This window comes from Niastella koreensis GR20-10, assembly GCF_000246855.1.
Classification (GTDB): Bacteria; Bacteroidota; Bacteroidia; order Chitinophagales; family Chitinophagaceae; genus Niastella; species Niastella koreensis.
Genome location: NC_016609.1, coordinates 5,527,057 through 5,553,870, shown reverse-complemented (window position 1 = coordinate 5,553,870; position 26,814 = coordinate 5,527,057). Strand labels below are relative to the sequence as shown.

Below are 26,814 nucleotides of genomic sequence, written 5' to 3'. Positions count from 1 at the left end.
TTGATTGACTAAAATAAGAATTGACGGGTCGTACCGATTTATCGGGACGGCCCGCTTTTTTATATGTAAGCCGTTTTATATACCCACCGTGAGAAAAATCTTTTAACTTCCCGGTAAAATCTGGCTTGTCATATGCATGTTATCATCGGCGTTGATATTGGAACATCAGGCACCAAAGCGATTGCATTTACCCACGAAGGACAGGTTACCGGCAATGCGTATGTGTCGTATAACCCGCTGGTAGGGGCGCCCGGCTATCATGAGCTGGATCCCGAAGTACTGTTCAGTGCCGTTATAACCTGTATTCAACAGGTGGTAAAAGGCATCTCCGGGCCCGTAGCGGGCGTTAGTTTCAGCGCCGCCATGCACAGCCTGATCGCAGTAGATGGTAATGGCGAACCGCTTACCAACGTTATTACCTGGGCCGATGCCCGCAGTGCCGAATATGCCGAAGCATTAAAACAATCCCCTGCCGATAAAGAGATCTATAAGAATACCGGCACCCCGGTTCATCCCATGTCGCCCCTGTGCAAGATCATGTGGCTGCGCAATAACCAGTCGCACATTTTTGCAGTTACGCACAAGTTCATTTCCATCAAGGAGTTTGTTTTTTACCGCTTCTTCAAGCAATACCTGGTCGATCATTCCGTTGCTTCAGCCACCGGCCTGTTTGATATTTATAAAAAGACCTGGTATGCACCTGCGTTGCAGGCGGCCGGTATTACCAGCGATAAATTATCACAACCTGTATCTGCCACTTATATGGTAAAAGGGCTGGCAGCAAAATATGCCAAACAGTTGGGCATAGATGCAAACACCCCTTTTATTATTGGCGCCAGTGATGGCTGTTTGGCCAACCTCGGCAGCAATGCCACTCATCCCGGCGATCTGTCGGTAACCATTGGCACCAGCGGCGCCGTGCGCATGATTGCCAATAAACCGGCCTATGATAAACAGGAACGCATTTTCAATTATATCCTTACCGATGAATTGTATGTATCTGGCGGCGCCATCAACAATGGGGTGGTATTGCTGAAATGGTATACAGAACATTTTTTGAAAAAGCCATTTTCGAGCGGAGGCGATCTCAGCTGGTTTGTGCAACAGGCGGAGCAGGCGCCCGCCGGCGCAGATGGACTTTTGTTTTTGCCCTATATTTTAGGCGAACGTGCTCCGGTATGGGACGCCAATGCAAAGGGTGTTTTTGTAGGGATACATAGCGGCCATACGCAAGCGCATTTTATGCGTGCCATTATCGAAGGTATTAACTATGCGTTGTACCAGGTAGCGGCATCGGTGCAGGAAACGGTGGGGGCCATACAACACATTTATGCCAGCGGCGGGTTTATCAACTCACCATTATGGCTACAATGGTTAACCGATTTGTTTGGAAAAGAGATCAATCTTATAAACAGCGATGATGCCTCCTCAGTAGGTGCTGCGCTCCTGGGTTTTCAGGCATTGGGTATTATGAAAACTGATGATACGTCCCGCATTTTCCACATTCAGCAGCAATATAACCCCAATATGGAGCTGCATGCGCGCTATCAATTGTATTACAAAGTATATGCAGGTCTTTATAATAAGTTAAAGGATGATTTTCAAACACTAAATAATATTCGCCTTTCCGGTCTTTAACATTTTATTTAATGTAAACGGCACAACTGGCATTATTTTTTGAAGTACTATAGCTGAAGGTTGCACAACTCTGCCTTCAATCGCTGTGGTTAAGTTAAAACAAGGCACCCCGATAACGTAGGGGTGAGGAAGTCCTCCCGAATATGGGGAGGGCTTTTTTTATGGATTATCAGTAAATTTGATGGAACTCCTTAAATAGCCAGTATGGACCAACTACCTGCAGTAAAGAAGCGGATACAGTCTATTGACGTGTTACGCGGCATTGTGATGATCATTATGGCGCTTGACCACGTGCGGGATTATTTTCACAGTGATTCATTTCAACACGATCCACTCGATCCTGCTACTACCACCCCGTTTTTATTTTTCACCCGTTTTATCACGCATTTTTGTGCGCCTACTTTTGTATTTCTGGCCGGTACTTCGGCCTACCTGATCGGGTTGAAAAAAACAAAGGCGGCGCTCAGCAGTTTTTTATTAAAGCGGGGTTTGTGGCTGGTCCTGATCGAAGTGGTGGTAATTTCCCTGGCCTGGACTTTTAACCCGCTTTATAACACCATCATTTTCCAGGTAATCTGGGCCATCGGCATCAGCATGGTATTGCTGGGGTTGGCAGTACGGTTGCCCTATGGAGTTATTTTTGCTCTTGGCGCTTTGATTGTACTGGGTCATAATTTGCTCGACTATCCCGAAGCTGCCCATAACCATAATGTACCCTTTATCTGGGACCTGTTACACGATGGGCGGTTTGATAATGTTACTTTATTCCCACAGCATTCGCTGGTTATTGCGTATGCTTTTGCGCCCTGGACGGGCATTATGCTTATGGGATATTGTGCCGGTAAATTATTTACCCCAACTGTTGATACCATTAAAAGACAAAAAGCCCTGGTGGGTATAGGACTGGGACTGATCGTTTTATTTGTGGCGCTGCGCTTGTTAAATGGCTATGGCAATCCATTGCCCTGGACACCGCAGAAAACCGGCATGGCCACTTTTCTGTCGTTTATGAATGTGCACAAGTACCCCCCTTCTTTAATGTACATGTGCATTACGCTGGGGCCCTCGCTGCTTATGCTGGCATTGCTCGAGAATGTACAGAACCGTTTTACTGATTTTGTGAAAGTGTTTGGACGGGTGCCGTTCTTTTACTATGTACTGCATTTGTACCTGATCCATATCTTAACAGTAATTGCCTTTTATGCTTCAGGTTATGGCACCAAAGATATTGTTGGCCAATCGCCTTTCTTCTTCAGGCCTTTGACATTTGGCTATAGTTTGGGTGTGGTATACCTGATCTGGATTGGTGTTGTGCTGGCATTGTATCCCTTATGCCGGTGGTATAATAAATATAAAAGCACCCATAGTCAGTGGTGGTTGAGTTACTTATAATACAACTGAAAGCTTAAAGCAGAAAGCCTAAAACAAATACAGATGTTGTATTTGCTTCAGGCTTTTACCTTTCGGCTTTATGCCTATTGAACTACAATTTTCTGCGTAAGCTGCACTCCTGAAACATCTTTCACCTGAACAACATATGTTCCTTTTGTCATCAGTGATGGTAATGTATAACTGGTTGTTTGATTACCTGACAATGCCGGAGTATGTTGTTGCATAACCCTGCGGCCCATCAAATCGGTAATGGTGAGGGTCATGTTATCGAGCTGTTTGCCGGTTTGCAACCACAAAGATGTATTGGGCTGAATGATTGTTGGATATATTCTTGCCTGGCCGGTAATGTTATTCTTTATAGTGATAGACTCTGAATAGGTACTTACACCAGCCACATCAACCAGTCGCAGCCGGTAATATTGCGTGCCGGTAAAGGCGGTGGGGTCAGTAAAGGCGAACCGGGCGCCGGCAGCATTGGTTACACCAGTTGATGCTTTCACCTGGCCCACACTAAAAAACGCGCGGCCATCGGCACTTCTTTCTACAACAAAATGATCGGTATTGCTGGTAAGGGTAATGGTCCAGTTTAGCAGAGTTTGCTCATTTTGCACCCGGCCACTGAATTGTTGTAACTGAGCGGGCAGTACTATGGAGTTGATATCAAAGCTTACCCGGTTGGCGCCGCCATTCTCATAATACTCCAGCACCATGTTTAAGGTACCGCCCAGGTAAGCAGAATAACTTCCTGTCTGGTATACGTGATCGCCCCAATTGTTGATGACCCAGGTGGCGCCGCCATCCAAACTAAACCGATAGCCATCATCGCCACCTACCAGGAAGTTAACAGTGCTGGGCGGGAATGTTTTTTTCAGCCGGTACCGTACGCTGAAACTACTCGTTTGTATAGAACAGTTACTGGTATTATAGGTCACGTCATCACCTCCAAAACCTTCATCAAAATAGGGATTGCCGCTGGCGCCTTCAAATACTACACCCTTCCAGGCTGTGAGGTCCGGATTGTCATATACATATCCACGCCAAACATCACCGCTGCCGTACAGCGTTTCGTCGGTGGTGCCGCCACAGGCCTGAAAAGAGATCTCGTTACCGCCGCCATTGTCGTAGTATTCTATCACCATATTTACCACGCCGCTTAAAGCAACGCTGATGCTCCGGGTGGTATAGGAGTGACCACCCCAGTCGCCAATAAGCCAGGTGTTGCCGCCATCGATGCTAAAGCGATAGCCGTCATCTCCACCTACAGTGAAGGAATACGTATCGGGAGCAAAGTTTTTAGTGAGTTTATACCGGATGGCGAAACTTTCGGTTTGAATAGAACAGCCATTGGTTGGATAGGTGATTTGATTCACGTTACCGAATTTCTGGTCGAAATTCATAAGGCCAGGCGAACCTTCGTTCACATAGCCCATGTAATTGGTGAAATTGTCGTTGTCATAGACATATCCTATCCAGGTGTCGTTGGTGCCATAGGTGGTTTGGTCACCCTGGGCAGTGGGACATTGTGCAGACAGCCTGCCAAAAAGGATCAGGCTGATAACTAATAGTTTACCAGTTTTCACGGGCGGGGTACGATTAAATATTTAAAACTATCTACGGGTTAATCCTTATTGAAACGAGTTAGCAAACGGGTTATTGCAGCAGCAAGATGATATTAATGTTAGGACTTTAATATTAATTTCGATGAGGTATCCCTATTTAGCGACCGGCAGACCCTATTTCACCAGGTTTTTTATCTCATTTAGCTTTAAAAGGGCTTCTACGGGCGTTAACCGGTTGATGTCGATGTCATGGAGCATTTTTCGAATGTCGCCAAAGGTTTCGCTGTGGGCGTCAAAGATGGACAGCTGTACTTTCTGGCTGGCGATCTCTTTTATCTGGTCCTGCAGTTTGTTTTGAACGTTGGCAGTGGGTTGGTCTTCGTGCTTTTTCTCCAGCACTTTCAATATTTCATTGGCCCGGTCGATGAGGGCAGGAGGCATGCCCGCCATTTTGGCCACGTGAATACCAAAGCTGTGGGTGCTGCCGCCGGGAGCCAGCTTACGTAAGAAGATGATCTTGTTGCCAACCTCTTTATTGGTGATGTGAAAGTTCTTTATGCGGGGCAGTTTGTTTTCCAGCTCATTCAGTTCATGATAGTGGGTGGCAAACAGGGTTTTGGGCGCATGCGGACTTTGATGCAGGTATTCAGCAATGCTCCAGGCAATGGAAATTCCATCGTAGGTGCTGGTACCCCGGCCAATTTCATCGAGCAGGATTAAGCTGCGGGAAGAAATGTTGTTGATAATGCTGGCCGTTTCATTCATTTCCACCATAAAGGTACTTTCGCCGCCGCTTAAGTTATCGGAGGCGCCTACCCGGGTAAATATTTTATCGGTAAGTGGAATGCGTGCAGCCGTAGCTGGTACAAAGCTGCCCATATGCGCCATCAGTGTAATCAACGCGGTTTGGCGTAAGATGGCGCTTTTACCACTCATGTTGGGGCCGGTAAGAATAATAACCTGTTGCGATGCCGGTTCCAGCAACACATCGTTGGAAATATAAGGTTCGCCAACGGGCAGGTTGCGTTCTATAACGGGGTGGCGGCTTTCTTTCAGTTCCAGCACACCATCTTCGTGCAGCTCGGGTTTTTTATAATTAAAATGCAGGGCATTGTGCGCAAAACACAGCAGGCAATCGAGGATAGCCAGTACATTTCCATTCACCTGCATGGGGGCGATGTAGTCCTGCAATTCCAGCAACAGCTTTTCATATATGTCCAGCTCAATGGCCATGATCTTTTCCTCGGCCCCGGTTATCTTTTCCTCGTATTCTTTCAGTTCGGGGGTAATGTATCTTTCCGCATTAGCCAGGGTTTGCTTGCGCATCCATTCGGTTGGAACCTTGCTTTTGTGCGAATTGGTTACTTCCAGGTAATAGCCAAACACGTTGTTGAACCCGATCTTCAATGAAGAGATCCCTGTTTTCTCCGATTCTTTTTGCTGCAATTGCACCAGGTATTCTTTGCCATTGGTAGCTATATTACGCAGCTCATCCAGCCCGGCGTGTATGCCGGGTTGAATGGCGCCACCCTTGGCCACTGCAACGGGTGGATTATCTATGATCTCTTTGGTGATCTTTTCTTCAATATAGCGACAACCGTTCAACGAATCGGCCAGCCGTTTCAGGTATTCGCTGTCAGCATTGGCGCAGATCTGTTTTATCTCCTCAATATGCCGTAAGCCCCGGGCTATATGCAGCACTTCGCGCGGGTTGATCTTCTTCAGCGGGATCTTACTCACCAGCCGCTCAATATCGCCGCATTGCTTTATATGTTGAATCAGTTTATTGCGCAGGTCAACCTCTTTGATAAAGAACTCAACCAGCTCCAGGCGTTCATTGATGCGGTTGATATCTTTCAGTGGTAACAATATCCAGCGTTTCAGCAAACGCGCGCCCATAGGCGATACCGTATTGTCGAGCACCTTGTGCAGGTTATTTCCATCGCCATGCCCGGTGCTGATCAATTCCAGGTTACGAATGGTAAAGCGGTCCATCCACAGGTAATCATCGCGGTCAATGCGCTGAATGCTGGTGATGTGTTGCAGGTTGGGGTGCTCGGTATCTTTCAGGTAATGCAATACTGCACCGGCGGCTATAATGCCCAGGTGCATTTCCTCCACTCCAAACCCTTTCAGTGAATGGGTATTGAAGTGTTTCAGCAGGCTTTCGTTGGCATAAGGTCCGTCGAAGATCCAGCTTTCCATGGTGTAGGTATAAAAGCGGGAGCCAAACACCTCTTTAAAATGCTTTTGAAAGCTGCGCTGAAAAATTACCTCTGCCGGCTTCAGCGTTTGTAATAATTTATCGATGTATTCAGAATTGCCTTCGGCAACAAAGAACTCACCGGTTGAAATATCAAGAAACGCAATCCCCGCCTGGTCTTCGGTAAAATGAATCCCGGCCAGGAAGTTGTTGCTGTTATGCTCCAGCATTTTATCGTTGGTAGCCACACCGGGCGTTACCAGTTCGGTAACCCCGCGTTTTACAATGCCTTTTGCAGCCTTGGGGTCTTCCAGTTGATCGCAGATGGCCACGCGGTAACCGGCCCGCACCAGTTTATGCAGGTAGGTGTCGAGGGCGTGATGGGGGAACCCCGCCAGTTCGCTGCTGAAGGCAGCGCCATTGTTCCGTTTGGTAAGGGTAATACCCAGCACCTGCGAAGCCACTACAGCATCCTCGCCAAAAGTTTCGTAAAAATCACCAACTCTAAACAGCAGTACAGCATCGGGATAGCGTTGTTTGATAGCCCGGTGTTGTTGCATTAAAGGGGTTTCTGTAGTAGCAGTTTTCGACATAAGGGGCAAATATAAATTGTTTGGTTACCGTTTTAAAAAGCCGTTTGGGCAATGTGGGTAATTTGGGGAATAGTTGGTAAGGTTGACAAGTTAACACGTTAACATGTTGACAAGTTGACGGGTAGGGAGGGGCAGGTTGATAACGTTGACTGGGTTGATAGCGTTGATACAGGTAGCAGGTTGACCAGTTAACCAGTTGACGGGTTAACCAGGTCTTCCTGGCCGCGTTGCGGATCTCTGCCCGCTGCCTTCTGCCCTTTGCCCTCTGCCCATTTCCAACTACCTTTGCCGCCATGCGAAAGCTAAGTATGGACGAACTGAACCGTAAATCGGTTCATGAATTTAAGGAGGCCGAGAAAATGCCGGTAGTGGTGGTGCTGGATAACATCCGCAGCATGCACAATGTGGGCAGTGTGTTCCGTACGGCCGATGCTTTTTTATTACGCGGCATTTATTTGTGTGGTTACACCCCCCAGCCCCCGCACCGCGATATTCATAAAACCGCGCTGGGCGCTACCGAAACCGTGGAGTGGAAATATGCCGAAACTACTGTAGAAGCGGTTCAACGCCTGAAAGCCGATGGCTACCAGGTGTTTGCCATTGAACAGGTGCAGCACAGTATCCCGCTTCATCAGTTTGAGCTGAACCAGCACCCGCAGGTAGCTGTTGTATTTGGCAACGAAGTGAGCGGGGTAGACCAGGAAGTGATAAAATTGTGCGATGGCTGTATCGAAATTCCGCAGCTAGGGATGAAACATTCCTTGAATATATCCGTAGCGGCGGGCATTGTGTTGTGGGAATTGGTTAGAAGTAAGGTGTAGTTGACAAGTTAACAAGTTGACGGGTTGACCGGGAAGCCGCGAGCCATGTTTGCCGTCTGCCGTTTGCCGATTCACGACTGCCACTTCATACATCGAAATTCAAAATTGAAAATTCAATATTCAACGTTAATTAATGAGCACCGTTAAGAAATACCTCAGCCTGATAAAATTCGCGCACACCATTTTTGCCATGCCTTTTGCGCTTATCGGCTTTATGTTGGGTGTGTATGCCATGGTACGCAACGGCCTTGGTGAAGCCCATGATATGCTGGGCCCGCATGGCGAGTCAATACACTCCATTGTAAGGTTCACGCCCAATTATGTAAGCCTGGCAAAATTATTAGGACTGGTAGTGTTGTGTATGATCTTTGCCCGCAGCGCCGCCATGGCCTTCAATCGCTACCTCGATCGCGAGTTTGATGCACAGAACCCCCGAACCGCTGTTCGCGAAATACCCGCGGGTATTTTAAAAGCTGACAATGTATTGTTGTTTACATTTTTTTGTGCCGTAGCATTTATGGTCACCACCTGGTTCATCAACCGCATTTGCTTCCTGCTGTCGCCGGTAGCCTTGTTTGTGGTGCTGTTCTATAGCTATACCAAGCGGTTCACCCCGCTTTGTCACCTGGTGTTGGGCCTCGGTTTATCGCTGGCGCCCATTGGTGCTTATCTTGCCGTGACCGGTGTGTTTTCGCTGCTGCCCATTTTGTTTTCCTTCACGGTGATCTTCTGGGTAAGCGGGTTCGATATCATTTATGCCCTGCAGGATGAAGAGTTTGATAAATCGAAAAAATTACATTCCATCCCCGCCTGGCTGGGTAAAAAGAAAGGCCTGCGGGTATCGGAACTGTTGCACATATTAAGCGCTGCCTGTGTTATTACCGCCGGGGTATACGGACATTTTCATTGGTTTTACTGGGTAGGTGTGGCAGTGTTTGCGGGCATGTTGTTGTACCAGCATTCCATTGTAAAACCCACCGATCTGCGTCGGGTAAACCTCGCCTTTATGACCGCCAATGGAATTGCCAGTGTGGTGTTTGCCGTATTTGTGATTACCGACCTGGTGATAGCCTATAAAACAATGACCAATTAATGGCACGCATCATTTCAATAGATTATGGTAAGAAGCGCACCGGCCTGGCCGTTACAGATCCCCTGCAGATCATTGCTACGGGATTAACAACGGTGGAAACGCCCCAGCTCTTCAAGTTCCTGAAAGATTATTTTTCCAAAGAACCGGTAGAACTGATCGTTATGGGCGAACCCAAGAACTGGGACGATACCGATACGCACGCCACACCGCTGGTGAAAAAGGCGGTGGAACGGCTGAAAAGAGAATTTCCCACCATCCCCATAAAAATGTGGGATGAGCGCTATACTTCTAAAATGGCTTCCCAGGCGATGATTGAAATGGGGCTGAAGAAAAAACAACGGCAGAACAAGGCGTTGGTAGATGAAATTGCCGCCACTATTATATTACAGGAATATTTACGTAGTATTAGCTGATTATCAATGAAAACCAGCATGCCAAACGTCTCGCATTTTTCAATTACCTTTGCATGCTGATTTTTAAAACAACTGTTAAAGAATGATATTACCGATCGTAGCATATGGCGCTGATATTTTGCGGAGTAAGGGTAAAGAAATCACCCCCGATTACCCAAACCTGGCAAAACTGATTGAAGATATGTGGGAAACTATGTACGCCAGCAATGGAGTAGGATTGGCTGCGCCGCAGATCAACAAGGATATCCGTTTATTTGTAATGGACAGTGCGCAGATTTTTGAGAACCAGGAGGAAGATGAAAAAGGAAAATACCCCGATGAACCTGGCACCAAACAGGTATTCATCAATGCAAAAATAAAATCGCTCGAAGGGGATGAGTGGGCTTACAATGAAGGTTGTTTAAGCATTCCCAAAATCAGGGAAGATGTAATGCGCAGTGAAACGGTGACCCTCACCTATGTAGATGAGAACTTTGTGCCGCAGGAAAAAACCTTCAATGGTATTACTGCCCGCATCATTCTGCACGAATACGACCACATAGAAGGAAAATTATTTATCGATTACCTGAAACCTTTCAAACGAAAACTGTTGGGTGGTAAACTGGAGGATATTAAAAAAGGCAAAGTACGGGCCGACTATAAAATGATCTTTCCTAAATAGTGTACCCATATGCTACCAGCTTGCTGGCGCGTTATAATATGTCTGTTTATTACGGGTGGGCTCTTTGCCCAGGACAAGGATACCCTGGTAAAAGTTCAAAACAAAGCGGTTACTTTAAAAGAAGTGGTTGTGCGCAATAACCTGAATGTGGCTGCTTTTATTGAACGCATAAAGAACGACACTACCTTTTACAAAGCATTCCGCAACCTGAAAGTGCTGGGCTATACCTCGCTGAACGACATTTCGATGTTCGATAAAAAGGAACAGGTAATAGCCTCCCTGCACAGCCGCACCAAACAGCTGGTGAACAATGGCTGCCGCTTTACCCAGGTGCTCGAAGAGCAAACCACGGGCGATATTTACGACAAACATCATCAGTTCAACTATTATACGGCCGGCATGTATGCCGGTTTGTTTTTTGCCATGGATACCATTTGTGGCGAAACCAATATTGTAGGAAACGCCGCTTTTAGCACGGAAGGCAAAAGCGGACTGGCTAAACACAAGGAACAGCTGAAGATGCTGTTCTTCAATCCCGGTAAAAAGATTCCCGGCATTCCCTTTATTGGCGGTAAGGTAGCGTTGTTCGATGACGACGTGGCCATGCGGTACGACTTCACCATCGATATGAATGAATTTAAAGGGGAAATGTGTTATGTGTTCACCTGCATTCCCCGCGCCGATTTATCGGCAGGAGAGAAAGATAAAATTGTAGTGAACAACATGACCACCTGGTTCAACATCAATACCTGGGAAATTGTAGCCCGCAACTACGACCTCAGCTACGATGCCGGCGTATACGATTTCAACGTTCGCATGGAAGTGGAAATGACCCATTTCGGCAATTACCTCGTGCCCAAAGTACTTCGCTACAATGGCGATTGGAAAGTGGTTATGAAGAGCAGGGAGAAATGTGTGTTTACCGCCACTCTTTTTGATTTTAAACAAAGTGAATAAAGTACAAAATGTGATAATTAGATAATTCGATAATGTGATAATTGAAAACAAATGCCTGTATTCCCATTATCGAATTATCACATTAGCAAATTATCACATTTGCATCTTATATTCTCAAAGATTCATTATCCCAAAAATACCTCTATCGCCTATTGGATGTTTTTAGTTTTGGCGTACCCTCTCCATTTCTCAAACAACTTCGTCATATCCTCCGGCATCTCACTATTAAACACCACTTCTTTACGCGTACGCGGATGAATAAAACCAATGGTCTTGGCGTGTAAGGCATGCCGTGGGCAAATGGCAAAACAATTATCTACAAACTGTTTATACTTGGTGAAAACGGTTCCTTTTACAATTCTGTCGCCGCCATATAATTCGTCATTGAACAGGGGATGGCCAATGCTTTTCATATGCACGCGGATCTGGTGCGTGCGGCCTGTTTCCAGTTCACATTGAACAATGGTCACATAACCCAGGCGCTCCAGCACTTTGTAATGGGTAACCGCATCTTTACCCACCTCGCCATCGGGATAGGCATCGAAGATTTTGCGGAACCGCTGGTGACGGCCAATATGTTTGCGAATGGTGCCTTCATCCTCGGCTACATCACCCCACACCAGTGCCACATACTGGCGGTGAATGGTATGGTCGAAAAATTCTTTCGCCAGGCTGGTAACTGCCTTTTCGGTTTTTGCCAGCACCATTAAGCCACTGGTGTTTTTATCAATGCGGTGAACCAGTCCAAACCTGGGCAGGTTATCTGCAGAAATATTGCTGTTCTGTTGTTGTAAATACCAGGCAACGCCATTAATGAGCGTACCGCGCGGGTTACCACTGGCAGGGTGAACTACCAGTCCAACAGGTTTATTAATGATGAGGATGTCATCATCTTCAAACACAATATTCAACGGCATTTGCTCAGGGATGATCTCTTCTCCATGCATCTCCTTATCGGAGTATACAATAATTTCTTCGCCTGGTTTTATTTTGTGGTTTGCCTGAACGGTTTTACCGTTTACGGTAACCCGGCCGCTTTCAATTGACTGCTGCACTTTGTTCCGGGACGCGTTTTCGATACGGGCCACAAGGAATTTGTCGAGCCGCATGGGTTCCTGGCCTTTATCTACCGTTAAACTGAATCGCTCATATAGCTCTTCCGCGCCTTCAACTCCATCTACATTCTCTTCGGGATCATTGAAAACATTGGTATCCTTTATAGTCATGGGGTATCACTGTTTCGGGCAAAGGTAACGAACTGGGGGAAGTAATATAAAGTAGTAACTTTGTTTCTATATGGAAACCAGTAATAAACAGGCCGTTCTTTTCCGCGATCTGGGAAATATGGAGTACCAGCACGCCTGGGACCTGCAGGAAAAGCTCCTGAAAGAGAATGTGGAGGTCAAAACGTTGATCCGGAATAGGAATATGGCATTGGAGGCAATTGGCAATGGGCAATTGGTAATTGACAATGAGGAAGTTACGCCGTCTACGACGAATTACCTGTTGTTTGTGGAGCATCCCCCGGTATATACCCTGGGTAAAAGCGGCGATATGAGCAATGTGCTCATCAGTGAAGAAGAAAGGGCTGCCCAGGGCATCAGTTTCTACAATACCAACCGGGGCGGCGATATCACCTTTCATGGTAAGGATCAGCTGGTTGGCTATCCCATTCTTGACCTGGATAAATTTTATACCGACCTGGGCAGGTACCTGCGCAGCCTGGAAGAAGTAATTATTTTAACTATGGCCGAATATGGCCTGAAAGGGGAGCGCTCACCCGGTGAAACCGGTGTTTGGCTGGATGCGTCCATTCCCGGCAAAGAACGGAAAATCTGCGCCATGGGCATCCGTTGCAGCCGCTGGATCACCATGCATGGCTTTGCCTTTAATATCAATACCGATCTCAATTATTTCAATTATATCATTCCCTGCGGTATTCAGAACAAGCAGGTTACGTCGTTGGAAAGAGAACTGGGTCGTAAATTAGATATGGACGAGGTTAAAGAGCGTGTTAAGAAGAACTTTGAGAAAGTATTTGCTGTTGAGTTAACAGGTGCTTAGTTTGTAGGTTATTAAGTTATTGAGTTTGTTAGTTTTTGAGTTATTAGGTTCAAAGTTTGAAGTTAAAAGATAAATCTGTTGAATAATATCGCGAGGTTGCCCAACTCCTCCCCCACCGGGGGAGGCTGGAAGGGGGCTTAGTCCTTTGGAATAAATAATCGATGCTTTTCCTTCAACTTCCCATCCTCATACAACTCAAACTTATACCACCCCGATTTCAGGAAGTTCACCTTATCAATCAGCAACGGCGATTCTTTTACTTCATCGATATCAAACTGGGGAATGCCCTGCATATCGAAGAATTTGATGGAATAATGATGCATGCCGGTAAAAGGTAGGTTGATGGCTATGTTGCCATCCTTTTCGGTATAAACGAATTTGGAAGGTTTGTATACTTCTTTGGGAACAAAGGGTTTTAACACAATGGTGTCAAGGCCTACAAATGCCAGGGTGTCCTTTGTTTTGATAACTACCGAGTCGCGAAATTTCTTAAGTTCTTTGGCGTTGATGGTAGCCACCAGCGTATCCAGTTTTTTTACAAAGTAGAATTTCTCCGGCTCCGGTGGTTTTACTACAGGGGTAGGAGTTGCAGGTGTATTATTAGACTGCAGTTTCTCTTTTATTTCTTCGGCCTGTTTTTCCGACACACCATCCTGGATAATCACCCGCCGGCCGTTTTCGGGTTGTTGTTTCACTACTTCCACCTTCGCAGTATCCCAGTATGGGCGTTTAGATTGGGTGAACAGGAACTGGCCATTGTTCTTCACTACAAAGATGCGGTAGAACTGTTTCATGTCCGGCGCTTTGGAATCAACAAATCCGTTCTGCGGCGCAGTAGGGTCGGCCATTGACATAATGGTCACAAAACCCCGGAGACTGTCTAATGAACGTTGAATGCTTATTTGCGTAACAACAGGATAATTGTTTACCCAGCTGATGATAGCTTTTTTATTTCCTTTGGTTACAACGGTAAACTTAGGTAATGTATCCTGCGCCCAGCTATTGGTACATAAGGTACAAGTTAGTATGAGTAGTAGTGCTGCCAGTTTGCGCATGCGCCAAGGTTGAATTAATCGGTGGTAAAGGATTTGGCGTCGCAAATATACTGGTTTTGCGACAGCGGTTTTATATAACAACTTACAGATATGTTAATGTTCCGGCCGGTAACGACCGGTTGCCCTGTAATCCGCCACTGTGCACCAGCAGCAAACGACTGCCCGGTTGAAAGTAATCGCGCTGGACCAGCTGCATAACGCCGAAAAACAATTTGCCAGTATATACAAAATCCGTCGGCAATTCATGTTGCTGATAAATGCTATTCATAAAGCGGATCAGCTCATCTGTTTTGCGCGCATATCCGCCAAAATGGAAATCGTAAAATATTTTGTATTGCTTTGGGGCTGATGCATAGGGTTTTACAAAACTGTTCAAACTGTTGTTTTCGTTGTCGGGTATTTTAAGGCTGCAAATGCCAATTACCTGCTGATGCGGTAAAGCGGCGTGCACTAAACCTGCAAGCATAGTGCCGGTGCCGGTGGCGCAGCATATATGTGAATAACTTTCCATTTGAGCCAGCCGTCCAATTTCGGCGGCGCCCAGCACACCCAGGTGGCTTTGTCCGCCCTGTGGTACAAGATAATAGTCTGGATATTTTTCCTGCAATACCGGAATTATAGCAGCATCATTAGCATATGCCGGGCGCGAAATGAACTGTAATTGCATGGCATAATCCTGCACTTCCTGTAAAGTGTGAGATAAAGTCGCCGGCCGTTCGCCACGAATAATGCCCATACTGGCCAGGTTGGCCTGGGCACATGCCAGCGCCGTTGCTACCAGGTGATTGCTCCAGGCGCCGCCAAATGTGAGTATGCCTTTTTTGTTTTGCTGCAGTGCTTCCCGGATATGGTATTTCAGTTTGAACCATTTGTTCCCCGAAATGACCGGATGGATCAAATCGAGCCGCAATACTTCGATGGCAACGTTTTTTCTATGTAGGAGGTCGTCGCTAACAAGCGTTACTACTGCTTTTGTTATGTCGACCGGTTGTGTTATTACTTTGTTTACCGACATAGTTTTCATCACATATTTTTATATTTTCGTGACTCAATTTTTAAAAATACAATAATGGAACCAACTCTTTTGATTTTAGCTGCAGGCATGGCTTCCCGCTATGGTAGTATGAAACAGATCCAATCATTCGGACCAGGTGGAGAAACGATCATGGATTACTCTATTTATGATGCTATACGCGCTGGATTTAAAAAAGTGGTGTTTATTATCCGCAAGGAATTTGCTGACGATTTTAAAGCCATAGTAGAACCCCCGTTAAAAGGAAAAATCGCAATCGATTACGTATACCAGGACCTGAAGTCATTTACTGATGGATTCGAGGTACCTGCCGACCGAACCAAACCCTGGGGAACTGCGCATGCGGTACTGTGCGCTAAAAATGCCATCAATGAACCATTTGCGGTAATCAATGCCGATGATTTTTATGGTCGCGATGCATTTGAAAAAGCCTATAAATTTCTGACCAAAGATGTTAATGACAATACCTATTCTATAATCGGCTATGAGTTGCTGAAAACATTAAGCGACAATGGTACAGTTAACCGTGGGGTATGCCGTGCCAATGCCGAAGGCAATCTGGTAGCTATTGCAGAACGTATAAACATTGCGAAGAAAGATGGTAAAATTCTGGTTGACGATGGCCAGGAGCCCAAAGAACTGCCAATGGATTCACAGGTGTCCATGAACTTCTGGTGCTTTTCACCTTCCATCTTCCCTTATTCTGAAAAGCTGTTCAATGAGTTCCTGAGTGAAAAAGGAAATCTTACCAACATAAAATCAGAGTTCTTTATTCCCATCGTAGGCGATAAATTCATCAATGTAAACAAAGGCACTATTAAAGTGATCCCTACATCCGCCCAATGGTTTGGCGTAACTTATAAAGAAGATGCGCCTGAAGTAAAAGCTAACCTGGAGCAACTGGTTGCTGCAGGTGAGTATCCGGCTAAGTTGTGGAAGTAGAAAGCCGCAAGCTGCAAGCTTCAGGCCATCGCGGAAAACTTGAATAAAGAAGTTAACTTCAATATTTAGAAGTCCCACCAATAAAGAGGCCCCAACGGTTACCGTCGGGGCCTCTAATTATATGTATTTGCTTGCAGCTTGTAGCTCTTAGTAACACTTAACCATAAACACCCCTTCTTCAATCCGCTTTATCTGTTGTACGCGATCGAGGTTTTTGATAGAAGAGTTCAGCGTTAACCGGATGTTCTGGAAGGAAGTATCTTTTTTAACTTCTTCCAGGCTGCGGAAGATGTTTTTTGAAGTAACCGCAAACACCACACCTACTGCCTGGGTTTGACGGGCAGTGATAACACCCACCACTTCACCATTCTTGTTGAATACCGGACCGCCGGAGTTACCAGGGTTAGCCGATACGCCTAACTGAAATGATAAGGTATCGCCATTATAACCTGTTTTAGCACTCATGTATCCTTCGTTATATACAATTTCTTCGCGGGGGAAACCCAGGATGAATAAAGGTTCGCCCAGGTCGGTGCCGCTTTTGCGGATGCCATAGGGCAGGGGACCGATGCTTCTATAATCGTCATCCTCAATTTTCAGGATGGCCAGATCGGTTTCTTTATTGGTATATATAATACGTGTTCTGAATTCCTGTCCTTTGCTGTTCTGCACTACTACACTGGAGGCGCCGTTTACCACGTGCTCATCGGTAGCAATATAACCTTTGCCATCTATCAGGAAGCCGGTACCACCAAAACGCACGGGTGCGTTTTCAGGAGCTTTGGCTACAATTTCCTTTACCGAATTTTTTACTTCGTTGGTTTTCTTTGTTATTTCCGATTTGTATTCACCGCGTAAACGTTGAAGATCGTCGTGCGTTTTCTTTTGGGTGTAATAAGTGGCCATACTGGCGATGAGAAGGGTAGTGATACCAGCAATGGAGGCGGCTACTGCCATCACCCGTTTGTATTTGCGGAACAGTTGTATAACTGTGGTCTTTGGCGCTTCCTCTTTAATAACGCCCGATTCGAGCAATTGATTATGAACGTCGTTGAGGGTTCCTTTAAAAGACTTCCAGTCACTGAACTGGTCCATCTGATGTAAAAATATAGTGTGTTCCACTACTTTTTCATCCACTTCCGGATTACTTTTTCGCAGCTGCTCAAAGGAAGCCATTTCTTCGGGAGTCATTTCACCACGGAGAAACCGTTCAATAGCATCTAATAATTGTACATCTTGCATCACACGTCGTTGTTTTTAAATTCGGCAAAGAATAGTTTCCGAAGCCGCATCAGACATTTGTATTTCTGATTTTTGGCGTTATCAGCGTTTGTATATCCAAAATGGCCGGCAATCTCTGTCATGCTTCTTTTCTGCAGATAAAATTGCTCAATTAAACTTCTGCAGGGTTCGCCCAAATGCAATAAAGCCTTTTCCATCATCTGGAACTCTGAATTGCGTTGTCCGTGGCTTTCAACATCTTCCTCAACCGGAACCGTTTCCTCCAGCCCCGGAATAGTGGGCAGGTATTTCTGTTGTTGCTGCAATTTTTTAAGCCATAACCGCCGGCTAACTGAATACACATAGGTCTTTAACTGGGCGGTTAGCTCAAAAGAGCCGGTTTTGGCTTTTTCATACAGCACAATCACAGTTTCCTGGAATATATCCCGTGCATCGTCGGCAGATCCGTTGTTGTTAATAATCAACGTTTGCACCATATTATAATATAATTTATATATGGTCTCAACGGACTTCCGGTCATTTAGTGCCAATCCTTTTAACAGTGCTTTTTCGTCGGTTGAATCTGTTTTCACGCTTTTTGAACCATTAATTAATACTCAATTTAAGGAGAAGTAACCCAAACAGTTGGTAAAATTCCCGTCTAACAGGGCAAAAAATGGGCTGTAAATCACCTAAGTCGGAAAGGTTGGACTTTTTTTCAGAAAAAATAAAAAAAAGTTGGGTTACGGGGTTACCTTCTTTCTTTTCCTGTATTAAACTACATAAATCATTTGTAAACAAACAAAAAACGGTACAATGAAAAAACTGTTGTTAGTATTAGCTATTGGTTCTTTATTCGCAGTAGCATGTAATGATGGCGGAAGCGCAGACACTGAGAACAAACAAGATACTACTGCTGCTGCTCCAACTGTAGATTCAGCTGCTGCTGCTACACCTGATAGCGCTGCTGCTACTACTCCAGCTGCTGATACTACTAAGAAAAAAGTTGACTCTGTTTCTAAAAAGAAATAAGTTTTTTTTCATATGGCAAGCAATCGTTAGAGGCCGTCCTGATCCCAGGATGGCCCTTTTCAGCAAGCCATAAGAAATTGACCCTTTCGCTAGTCGCGGAAGGGTTTTTTTATTGTTTGAACTGGGATTTTTGGGATGGCTGAGATTGCTGGGATAACCATAACATCATGTCTGAGGTCCTTGAATGGCCTTTCCCACTCATCCCATGAATCTCACCCATCCCTGTTCAGACAAAAAAAAGGTTACCCATCGGGTAACCTTTAATAGTAATATCAGGGTTAAATTAGTTCTTATCTTCCGCCGTATCCTACATATCCTTGAGTTCCTTTGCATCCTGAGCCCTTTGTAGCTGCGCAAGAGGTAATTGTTGCGCAAGCGAAAATAACCAGTGCTACGATAACGATAGTCCGTTTCATTTTTGTGATATTTAAAGTTTACAATTGCCTGATGAATAACTAAGGGCGAAAACGATCATCAGGTCATTCAAAGGTTAACGGACTTAAGGGAGAGGAAAATTTCGAGAGGATTGGATAATTATAGCTGTAAGATGTCCAAAATAACAAATAAAATCCGGCATCTGCAAGCCCCGGCCAAAAAAATTATTTGTATGTATACAAAAAGTTTTTGGTAATCGTTTCAGCTTAAATACATTTAGCTGATAAACAGTTGTTGAAATGAATGTACACTTTATAGCTATTGGTGGAAGTGTGATGCACCAGTTGGCGCTTGCCCTGCACAAAAAAGGATACCAGGTAACAGGTAGTGACGACGAAATATTTGAGCCGGCCCAATCGAACCTGCAAAAGGAAGGATTGCTACCCAAGGCTATTGGCTGGCATCCCGAAAAAATAACGGCGGATGTGGATGCAGTGATCCTGGGCATGCACGCCAAAGGCGACAATCCCGAATTGATCCGGGCACGGGAACTGGGATTAAAGATCTATTCCTTCCCCGAATATATATACCAGGAAAGCCGGGATAAAACCCGCGTAGTGGTAGGCGGCAGCCATGGCAAAACCACCACCACTTCCATGATCATGCACACCCTGCGAAAAGCCGGAAAAGAGTTCGACTACCTGGTAGGCGCCCGCCTCGAAGGGTTCGATCAGTCGGTGCAGGTTACCCATGCGCCCATAATTGTATGCGAAGGCGATGAATACCCCGCCAGCGTGATAGAAAAGCGTCCCAAATTCCATTTTTTGTTTCCGCATATTGCCATACTTACCGGCATAGCCTGGGATCACATAAATGTGTTTCCCACATTTGATTTTTACCTGGAGCAGTTCACCATCTTTATAAATAAGATAGAACCGGGCGGACTGCTGATCTATAATGAAACCGATACCGTACTGAATAAACTGGTAACCGAAAATAAACGGGCCGATATCCGGTATCAGCCTTATTCGATTCCAGCCCATACTATTGCCAATGGCAAAACCACGCTAACTATTGAAGGGCAAACCGGCGGGCTGCAGGTATTTGGTAACCACAACCTGCTGAACCTGCATGCAGCCTGGTATGTTTGCCGCGACCTGGGAATGGACGCTGCCACTTTTGTAAAAGCCATTTCCTCGTTTACCGGCGCCGCTAAACGGTTGGAGCTGCTGGCCCGCAATGAGCAAACCATCGTGTACCGCGATTTTGCGCATGCGCCTTCCAAAGTAAAAGCCACCATCGAAGCGGTGAAACAACAGTTTCCCGATCGCACACTCATCGCCGTGCTGGAGCTTCATACCTACAGCAGCCTGAACGAACAGTTCATGACCGAGTACAAAGGCGCGATGGACCCGGCCGATAAAGCCGTTGTTTTTTACAGCCGCCATGCCCTGGAACTAAAGCGCATGCCCGAACTGCCTGCTGAAAAAGTGGTGGCCGGTTTTGGCAAAGAAGGGTTACAGGTAATGAACGATAAAGAAAAACTGATGCAATGGCTTCAGCAGCAGAACTATAAAAACGCCTGCCTGTTATTAATGAGTTCAGGCAATTATGATGGGGCAGATATGCTTACTTTTGCAAAGCAAATAACGGGCTAATAGCAATTTAGCCCTATATTGTTACCTCATTTTTAGAAAATCTGCATTCCAGCAGGGGAAAGAATAAGCAATTTGTAATTTTTTACTTATACGCCTAATTTTATAACCATTATCAATTATCATTGTTGAATGTTGCAGTTAAAGAAGCCGCTGGCAATTATTGATCTTGAAACCACCGGGGTGAACCTGAGCTCAGATCGTATCGTTGAAATAGCCATCGTAAAAATTCAAACCGATGGCGCCCGTCTGATTAAGCGTAAACTACTCAATCCTGAAATTCCTATTTCCGCCGTATCGCGTGATTTACATGGTATAAGCAATGAAATGGTAAAGGATGCGCCCACCTTTAAACAGGTAGCTAATGAAATAAAGCAGTTCCTGGATAATTGTGACCTGGCAGGGTACAACTCAAACCGTTTTGATATTCCCCTGCTGGCAGAGGAATTCTTACGCGTAGGACTGGAATTCGATTTTAACAACCGCCGGTTGCTCGACGTGCAAAAGATCTTCCATATGATGGAACAGCGTACCCTGAGCGCGGCATATAAATTTTACTGTAATAAGAACCTCGAAGGGGCCCATGGCGCAGAAATTGATGCCGTAGCCACTTGGGAAGTATTACAGGCCCAGATTGAGAAATATCCGCAATTGGGAACAAGCGTGGATTCCATCATTACCTGCATAGGCGATGATAATATTGTAGACTTTGCCCGCCGTATGATTATGGAGAACGGGGTAGAGGTATTTAATTTCGGCAAACACAAAGGCCGTTCAGTGGTGGATGTGTTAAAAGCTGAACCTCAATATTATGATTGGATGATGAAAGGCGATTTTCCCATGCATACCAAGGCAAAGCTGACCGAAATTTTTAACAGAACGTTGTTAAAGAAGGGGCTGTGATCTGCGATCTATTTATTTACTTGCAAATGTGTATTTTATAATTCACATTTTGAATTATTGTATTTTCGTATTCCAATATCATCAATTACACTTGTTTGGAAAATATCGTAATCATACCGACGTATAACGAAAAGGAAAATATCGGCCATTTGATCGATATCATTTTTGCCCAATACAATAATTTTCACATCCTTGTAATTGATGACGGCTCGCCCGACGGAACCGCCGCACTCGTTAAAGAACGTCAGCTTAAATATACCGGCAAATTATTTCTGGAAGAACGAAAAGGCAAACTGGGTTTGGGAACCGCTTATATTCATGGCTTCAAATGGGCCCTGAAAAGAGGTTACCCGTACATTTTTGAAATGGATGCCGATTTTTCGCATAACCCCAAAGATCTGCAACGCTTATACGAAGCCTGTGCAACAGGCGGAGCAGATGTGGCCGTAGGATCGCGGTATGTGAAAGGCGGCGGCACCATTAACTGGCCCCGTAACCGCATCATGCTCTCGAAAGGCGGCTCATTGTATACCCGTATTATAACCTGGATGCCGGTGAAGGATACCACTGCCGGGTTTGTTTGTTACTCCCGCGAAGTGCTGGAATCACTCAACCTCGATCAGATCCAGTTCCTGGGCTATGCATTCCAGATTGAAATGAAATTTGCCGCCTGGAAACTCGGCTTTAAAATAAAAGAAGTGCCTATTATTTTTGAAGACCGCAAATTCGGGGTTTCAAAAATGCACAAAGGCATTGTAAAAGAAGGGATCTGGGGCGTGTTGAAATTGCGCTGGCAAAGCCTTTTCAAAGATTACCGCAACCGGGTTAAAAACACCGGCGTTTCAGCTTATTCTGCGGTAGGGCAGGAACAGGTGCTGGCAAAAACAAAATAGAGTAATAATTTATTTATAGACCTGTAAGGTGGACGGCCTTAGCTTGAATTTTCAGAAAGTTAAAGTCCATCTGACAGGTCTAATTCTTTTAAGACCTGTCAGGTGCATGCAAGCTTACTGTATGCGCCAGCTTAAATGGTGCACCTTACAGGTCTTTAATATACCTTCACATATCCTATGCGTAAAGCTTTTCTACAACTGCACATGGCAGTGTTCCTGGCCGGGTTTACCGGTGTACTGGGCCGGCTTATTACTCTCAATGAAGCCCTGCTGGTTTGGTATCGTTTACTGATAACAGTGTTAGTACTATGGGTGATCTGTTTACTCAAGCGCAGCGGCCGGCCTATTTCGCTGGCTGGTATAGCCCGTATTACAGGTGTTGGTATTATAGTGGCATTGCATTGGGTAACCTTTTATGCAAGCATCAAGTATGCGAATGTATCGGTAGCGCTGGTTTGTTTTTCGGCCATTGGTTTTTTTACTACCATCCTGGAACCGCTCATTACCCGCAAACCATTTAACCAAACTGAATTGCTGCTGGGCCTGCTGGTGGTAGCAGGCATCTATCTTATTTTTCAATTTGATCCGCAATATAAAACAGGCATCATCATCGGTTTGATCTCTGCCTTGCTGTGTAGTTTGTTTACAGTCTTTAACCAGTTGCTGGTAAAGCGGTACAAACCTGAAACAGTAACACTGTATCAATTAAGCGGCGGGTTCTTTTTTCTTACGTTACTCCTGCCATTTTACCTGAAGTTTGTTCCTGCAGGCCATTTGATCCCCACTTTGGCAGATGCCGGTTGGCTATTGGTGTTAGCCTTATTCTGCACCGTGTGGGCATTTAACCTGGCAATGAATGCGTTGAAAAAAATCTCTGCCTTCACCGTGAATCTTACCTATAACCTGGAGCCCCTGTATGGCATCGCATTGGCCTTTCTTATTTACCGCGAGGATAAATATTTATCCAGTTCCTTTTATATTGGCCTGTTTTTAATTCTGCTGTCGGTGGTGTTACAAACCTGGCTGGTATACAAAAGCCGGAGAAAAGCATAACACAAACCGTGCAACGCCCTGTGCTGATTTCACCAGGCAAACTTCTTTTTCAACCAATGTATTGCTATAGATTAATATTCAATACAACAATATTGCTGAAGCCTCCTTCTTGCCTCTCCGCCAGCTGGCGGAGAGGCAAGAAGGAGGCTTCTTTCTTATGTACGAACGGTTACCGGATGCGCCCGGTTTGTATTAATTTTATTTTTTAACCGAACTAACTAATGAGAAAATTACGCTGCATTCCGCTTTTGTTATTGGTATGCCTGCATGCATCCGCACAAAAGAAACCTCTCACACATGCTGTGTATGATGGCTGGCAAAGCATCAATGAACGCTATATCAGCAACAATGGCAAATGGGTGGTATTTACAATAACCCCGCAGGAAGGGGATGCCATGCTGGTTATACAAGCTACAGATAATTCTTACCGCAAAGAAATAACCCGTGGATATGCTGCTGCCATCACCGGGGATAACCGCTTTGTGATCTGTAAAATAAAACCGCTTTTTGCTGCAACCCGCGATGCTAAGATCAAAAAGAAAAAGGCCGATGAGATGCCTAAGGACAGTATGGCCATAGTAGAGTTAGGTAAAGACAGCGTGCTGCGCATTCCCCGTATAAAATCGTTTAAAACGCCCGATAAAGGCACCGGCCAATGGCTGGCGTATTTACAGGAGAAAGCCCTGCCGGTTCCACCAGTGGTGCCACAACCCGATTCAGCCGCGCAGCTGAATAGTCTGCTGCACATGGCCGACAGCCTGACCCGGGTTGCCGATAGCCTTCGCCGCAAAGCCAGTGAAGCCAAAACCGCCGGCCTGGCCGCATTAAAAGCGCCAAAGTTGGCAGCCAAACCAAAACCGGGCGAACCGGTTGAGGAAGGCTCCGAACTGGTGCTGCGGAATTTATATACCGGGGAAGAAAAAAGGTTCCCCCTGGTAAGCGATTATTACTTCAGCAAGGCCGGGAATGCCTTTATTATACAAACAACCCGCAGCAATGCCGATACGCTGAAAAAAGCGGCAATAGTGTGGTACAATACGGCCGGTGGAAAAACAGATACCATCTTCCGTGGTTTCAATACCGCCAAAAATTTTGCCTTCGACGATGCCGGCGCCCAACTGGCTTTCATTGCCGAACGCGACAGCAGCGCCAAAGCCCTGCAGAAGTTTTATAAACTGTATTACTACCGCACGGGTATGGACAGCGCCCGCCTGCGGGTTGACAGAAACACAACCGGTGTAAAAAACGGACTGACGCTAAGCGAAACCTCGGCGCCTGAATTCAGCCAAAACGGACAAAAATTATTCTTTGGGTTAATGCCCGTTCGCAAACCCAAAGACACCACGCTGATTGATTTTGAAACTGCGCGGTTAGACATCTGGCATTACAACGATGATTACCTGCAACCGCAACAACTGGTGCAGTTGCCAACTGAATTAAGCAGAAGCTTTAAAGCAGTGCTGAATGGAAACGAGGATAAGGTAATTCAGCTGGGTGCTGAAGATGCAGAAACCATTATGCTGGCCGATGATAAGAATGCAGAGTATGTGCTGGCCACTACCACAAAAGGCAATCGCGTAGAAAGCCAGTGGATGGGATATGCAAAAGCTACCGCTTTTATTATTTCAACTGTAGATGGCAGCCGTAAAGTGGTAAAAGAAAAACTCCGCAACTTCTTCAACATTTCGCCCGGCGGAAAATATGTGATCTGGTACGATGTAACGCAGAAGAACTATTTCACCTACACCATAAGTACCGGCGCCATTACCAACATCACCAAAAGCATCAAGGTGCCGTTGTACGATGAAGAAGATGACCATCCGGATGATCCGCTGCCACATGGGATAATGGCATGGCATAAGAATGATAAGTATGTGTATGTGTACGACATGTACGACGTATGGCAATGCGATCCTGAAGGGAAAAAAGCGCCTTATAATTTCACCAGGGGCTATGGCCGGTCGCATAAGATCATTTACCGTTATATGCCAACAGATAAAGAAGCGAAGCCCATCACTGATACACAAACCGTGGTTTTCAAAATATTGAATCTGGTGAATAAAGAGGGTGGAGTGACTTTTCATGAGGTGGGTGACACCACCTTTCCTGGTTATGGCACCAACGGCCAGTTTCAGGTTGGCTTCCAGATCTTTAAAGCAAAAGACAGCAATGTATATGTATATACGATTGAAAGTTTTAAGTTTTCGCCTGTGCTGGAAATTTTAAAAGATACCCTGGTTGAATGGACAGACGCTGATGTAAATGGATCTAAGGCCCTTTATAAAGATTCAGTGTTGGTAAGGCCCTTGTATTATAGTAACCCGCAGCAAAAAGATTATAACTGGCTTACCTGCGAATTGACAAAATGGACCATGTTCGATGGCAAACAATCGGAGGGGCTGTTATTCAAACCCGAAAATTTTGATGCGAAAAAGAAGTATCCCATGATCCTGTACTTCTATGAAAAGAATTCTGATGATCTGTATCTGTATCGCCAGCCGGCGCCCAGCGCCTCCACCATCAACATCCCGCTTTTTGTAAGCAATGGGTACCTGGTATTTGTACCCGATATACATTACAAAAAAGGCGAGCCTGGTGAAAGCGCTTATAATGCGGTAGTATCTGCTGCAAAATATTTTACCAGAAAGCCCTGGGTCGACTCCACCAAAATGGCCATTCAGGGACAAAGCTGGGGTGGGTACCAGGTCGCTTATCTGGTTACCCGCACCAATATGTTTGCCGCAGCGGAAGCCGGCGCCCCCGTCTCCAACATGACCAGCGCCTATGGTGGTATCCGTTGGGGAACCGGTATCAACCGGCAGTTTCAGTATGAACATACCCAAAGCCGTATTGGCTATACCTTATGGCAACGCCCCGATCTGTACATCAAAAACTCGCCATTGTTCAGGGCCGATAAAGTAACAACACCGTTGTTGATTACCCACAATGATGCCGATGGCGCCGTGCCCTGGTACCAGGGCATTGAATACTTTACCGCTTTACGCCGCCTGGGCAAGAAAGTATGGATGTTGCAATACAATGGCGAAGATCATAACCTGGTAGAAAGAAGGAACCGCAAAGACCTGAGCATTCGCCTCTCGCAATACTTCGATTACTTTTTGAAAGGAGCGCCTGCGCCGCACTGGTTAGCCGAAGGAGTACCGGCTACGTCGAAGGGAGTTGATTGGGGAACGGAGTTGGAGGAGAAGAAAGGATTTTAGGGTAGTTGATAAGGTTGACAGGGTTGATAGCGTTGAT

Annotated in this window: 22 protein-coding genes; 15 read left to right on the top strand and 7 right to left on the bottom strand. The window is 45.6% G+C overall.

Annotation, left to right across the window (positions count from 1 at the left end; all coding sequences use genetic code 11):
• Positions 1–132: 132 nt before the first annotated feature.
• The gene (locus NIAKO_RS21770) at positions 133–1,638 is read left to right on the top strand and encodes a gluconokinase (protein WP_014220611.1); all 1,506 of its coding nucleotides are present in this window, start codon (positions 133–135) and stop codon (positions 1,636–1,638) included.
• Positions 1,639–1,842: 204 nt separating this feature from the next.
• Positions 1,843–3,030: an acetyltransferase domain-containing protein gene (locus tag NIAKO_RS21765; RefSeq protein ID WP_014220610.1), complete on the top strand. Its 1,188-nt coding sequence runs from the start codon at positions 1,843–1,845 to the stop codon at positions 3,028–3,030.
• Between the two features lie 83 nt (positions 3,031–3,113).
• Here NIAKO_RS21765 and NIAKO_RS21760 read toward each other — a convergent pair whose 3' ends face one another.
• Together NIAKO_RS21760 and mutS are read right to left on the bottom strand one after the other, a co-directional pair.
• The gene (locus tag NIAKO_RS21760; protein ID WP_014220609.1) at positions 3,114–4,610 is read right to left on the bottom strand and encodes a T9SS type A sorting domain-containing protein; all 1,497 of its coding nucleotides are present in this window, start codon (positions 4,608–4,610) and stop codon (positions 3,114–3,116) included.
• 153 nt (positions 4,611–4,763) lie between these two features.
• A complete protein-coding gene (gene mutS / locus NIAKO_RS21755; RefSeq protein ID WP_014220608.1) occupies positions 4,764–7,385 on the bottom strand; it encodes a DNA mismatch repair protein MutS in 2,622 nt (873 codons plus the stop codon).
• A 293-nt stretch (positions 7,386–7,678) separates the two neighbouring features.
• Here mutS and NIAKO_RS21750 point away from each other — a divergent pair, with 293 nt between their 5' ends.
• The 5 genes from NIAKO_RS21750 to NIAKO_RS21730 all read left to right on the top strand — a co-directional run bounded on the left by NIAKO_RS21750 (position 7,679) and on the right by NIAKO_RS21730 (position 11,330).
• Positions 7,679–8,206 (top strand): RNA methyltransferase, encoded by a 528-nt coding sequence (locus NIAKO_RS21750; protein WP_041349123.1) that lies wholly within the window; start codon positions 7,679–7,681, stop codon positions 8,204–8,206.
• Between the two features lie 133 nt (positions 8,207–8,339).
• Entirely contained in the window at positions 8,340–9,299 is a 960-nt protein-coding gene (locus NIAKO_RS21745) for a UbiA-like polyprenyltransferase (protein WP_014220606.1), read from the top strand.
• Positions 9,299–9,712, top strand: a complete 414-nt coding sequence (gene ruvX / locus NIAKO_RS21740) for a Holliday junction resolvase RuvX (protein ID WP_014220605.1) — start codon at positions 9,299–9,301, stop codon at positions 9,710–9,712. The genes NIAKO_RS21745 and ruvX overlap by 1 nt, the downstream gene beginning before the upstream one ends.
• An 82-nt stretch (positions 9,713–9,794) precedes the next feature.
• Complete coding sequence (gene def / locus NIAKO_RS21735; protein WP_014220604.1) at positions 9,795–10,373, top strand: peptide deformylase; 579 nt, start codon at positions 9,795–9,797, stop codon at positions 10,371–10,373.
• 9 nt (positions 10,374–10,382) lie between these two features.
• Complete coding sequence (locus NIAKO_RS21730) at positions 10,383–11,330, top strand: hypothetical protein (protein ID WP_014220603.1); 948 nt, start codon at positions 10,383–10,385, stop codon at positions 11,328–11,330.
• Positions 11,331–11,479: 149 nt separating this feature from the next.
• Here the strand turns inward: NIAKO_RS21730 and NIAKO_RS21725 are convergent, their stop codons facing one another.
• The gene (locus tag NIAKO_RS21725; protein ID WP_014220602.1) at positions 11,480–12,556 is read right to left on the bottom strand and encodes an RluA family pseudouridine synthase; all 1,077 of its coding nucleotides are present in this window, start codon (positions 12,554–12,556) and stop codon (positions 11,480–11,482) included.
• A 70-nt stretch (positions 12,557–12,626) separates the two neighbouring features.
• Here NIAKO_RS21725 and lipB point away from each other — a divergent pair, with 70 nt between their 5' ends.
• Entirely contained in the window at positions 12,627–13,394 is a 768-nt protein-coding gene (gene lipB, locus NIAKO_RS21720; RefSeq protein WP_014220601.1) for a lipoyl(octanoyl) transferase LipB, read from the top strand.
• Between the two features lie 137 nt (positions 13,395–13,531).
• On the opposite strand, the gene NIAKO_RS21715 is transcribed toward lipB, so the two are convergent.
• Both NIAKO_RS21715 and NIAKO_RS21710 read right to left on the bottom strand, forming a co-directional pair.
• The gene (locus NIAKO_RS21715) at positions 13,532–14,449 is read right to left on the bottom strand and encodes a hypothetical protein (protein WP_014220600.1); all 918 of its coding nucleotides are present in this window, start codon (positions 14,447–14,449) and stop codon (positions 13,532–13,534) included.
• Positions 14,450–14,531: 82 nt separating this feature from the next.
• Complete coding sequence (locus NIAKO_RS21710; protein ID WP_014220599.1) at positions 14,532–15,473, bottom strand: 1-aminocyclopropane-1-carboxylate deaminase/D-cysteine desulfhydrase; 942 nt, start codon at positions 15,471–15,473, stop codon at positions 14,532–14,534.
• Positions 15,474–15,518: 45 nt separating this feature from the next.
• Between NIAKO_RS21710 and NIAKO_RS21705 the strand changes: the two genes are divergently transcribed.
• A complete protein-coding gene (locus NIAKO_RS21705) occupies positions 15,519–16,424 on the top strand; it encodes a nucleotidyltransferase family protein (RefSeq protein WP_014220598.1) in 906 nt (301 codons plus the stop codon).
• Positions 16,425–16,571: 147 nt separating this feature from the next.
• Here NIAKO_RS21705 and NIAKO_RS21700 read toward each other — a convergent pair whose 3' ends face one another.
• Both NIAKO_RS21700 and NIAKO_RS21695 read right to left on the bottom strand, forming a co-directional pair.
• On the bottom strand, positions 16,572–17,666 hold the full coding sequence (locus tag NIAKO_RS21700; protein WP_014220597.1) for a S1C family serine protease: 1,095 nt from the start codon (positions 17,664–17,666) through the stop codon (positions 16,572–16,574).
• Positions 17,666–18,238: an RNA polymerase sigma factor gene (locus NIAKO_RS21695; protein WP_014220596.1), complete on the bottom strand. Its 573-nt coding sequence runs from the start codon at positions 18,236–18,238 to the stop codon at positions 17,666–17,668. The genes NIAKO_RS21700 and NIAKO_RS21695 overlap by 1 nt, the downstream gene beginning before the upstream one ends.
• A gap of 223 nt (positions 18,239–18,461) precedes the next feature.
• Here NIAKO_RS21695 and NIAKO_RS21690 point away from each other — a divergent pair, with 223 nt between their 5' ends.
• The 6 genes from NIAKO_RS21690 (at position 18,462) to NIAKO_RS21665 (ending at position 26,777) form a co-directional block, all read left to right on the top strand.
• On the top strand, positions 18,462–18,677 hold the full coding sequence (locus tag NIAKO_RS21690) for a hypothetical protein (protein WP_014220595.1): 216 nt from the start codon (positions 18,462–18,464) through the stop codon (positions 18,675–18,677).
• Positions 18,678–19,351: 674 nt separating this feature from the next.
• The gene (locus tag NIAKO_RS21685) at positions 19,352–20,710 is read left to right on the top strand and encodes a UDP-N-acetylmuramate--L-alanine ligase (RefSeq protein ID WP_014220594.1); all 1,359 of its coding nucleotides are present in this window, start codon (positions 19,352–19,354) and stop codon (positions 20,708–20,710) included.
• A 129-nt stretch (positions 20,711–20,839) separates the two neighbouring features.
• Positions 20,840–21,610, top strand: coding sequence for a 3'-5' exonuclease (locus tag NIAKO_RS21680; RefSeq protein ID WP_014220593.1), 771 nt, complete (start codon positions 20,840–20,842; stop codon positions 21,608–21,610).
• 95 nt (positions 21,611–21,705) lie between these two features.
• Positions 21,706–22,503: a polyprenol monophosphomannose synthase gene (locus NIAKO_RS21675; protein WP_014220592.1), complete on the top strand. Its 798-nt coding sequence runs from the start codon at positions 21,706–21,708 to the stop codon at positions 22,501–22,503.
• A gap of 177 nt (positions 22,504–22,680) precedes the next feature.
• A complete protein-coding gene (locus NIAKO_RS21670; RefSeq protein ID WP_014220591.1) occupies positions 22,681–23,556 on the top strand; it encodes a DMT family transporter in 876 nt (291 codons plus the stop codon).
• A 221-nt stretch (positions 23,557–23,777) separates the two neighbouring features.
• Positions 23,778–26,777, top strand: coding sequence for an alpha/beta hydrolase family protein (locus NIAKO_RS21665; RefSeq protein WP_014220590.1), 3,000 nt, complete (start codon positions 23,778–23,780; stop codon positions 26,775–26,777).
• The last annotated feature ends 37 nt before the right edge of the window (positions 26,778–26,814 follow it).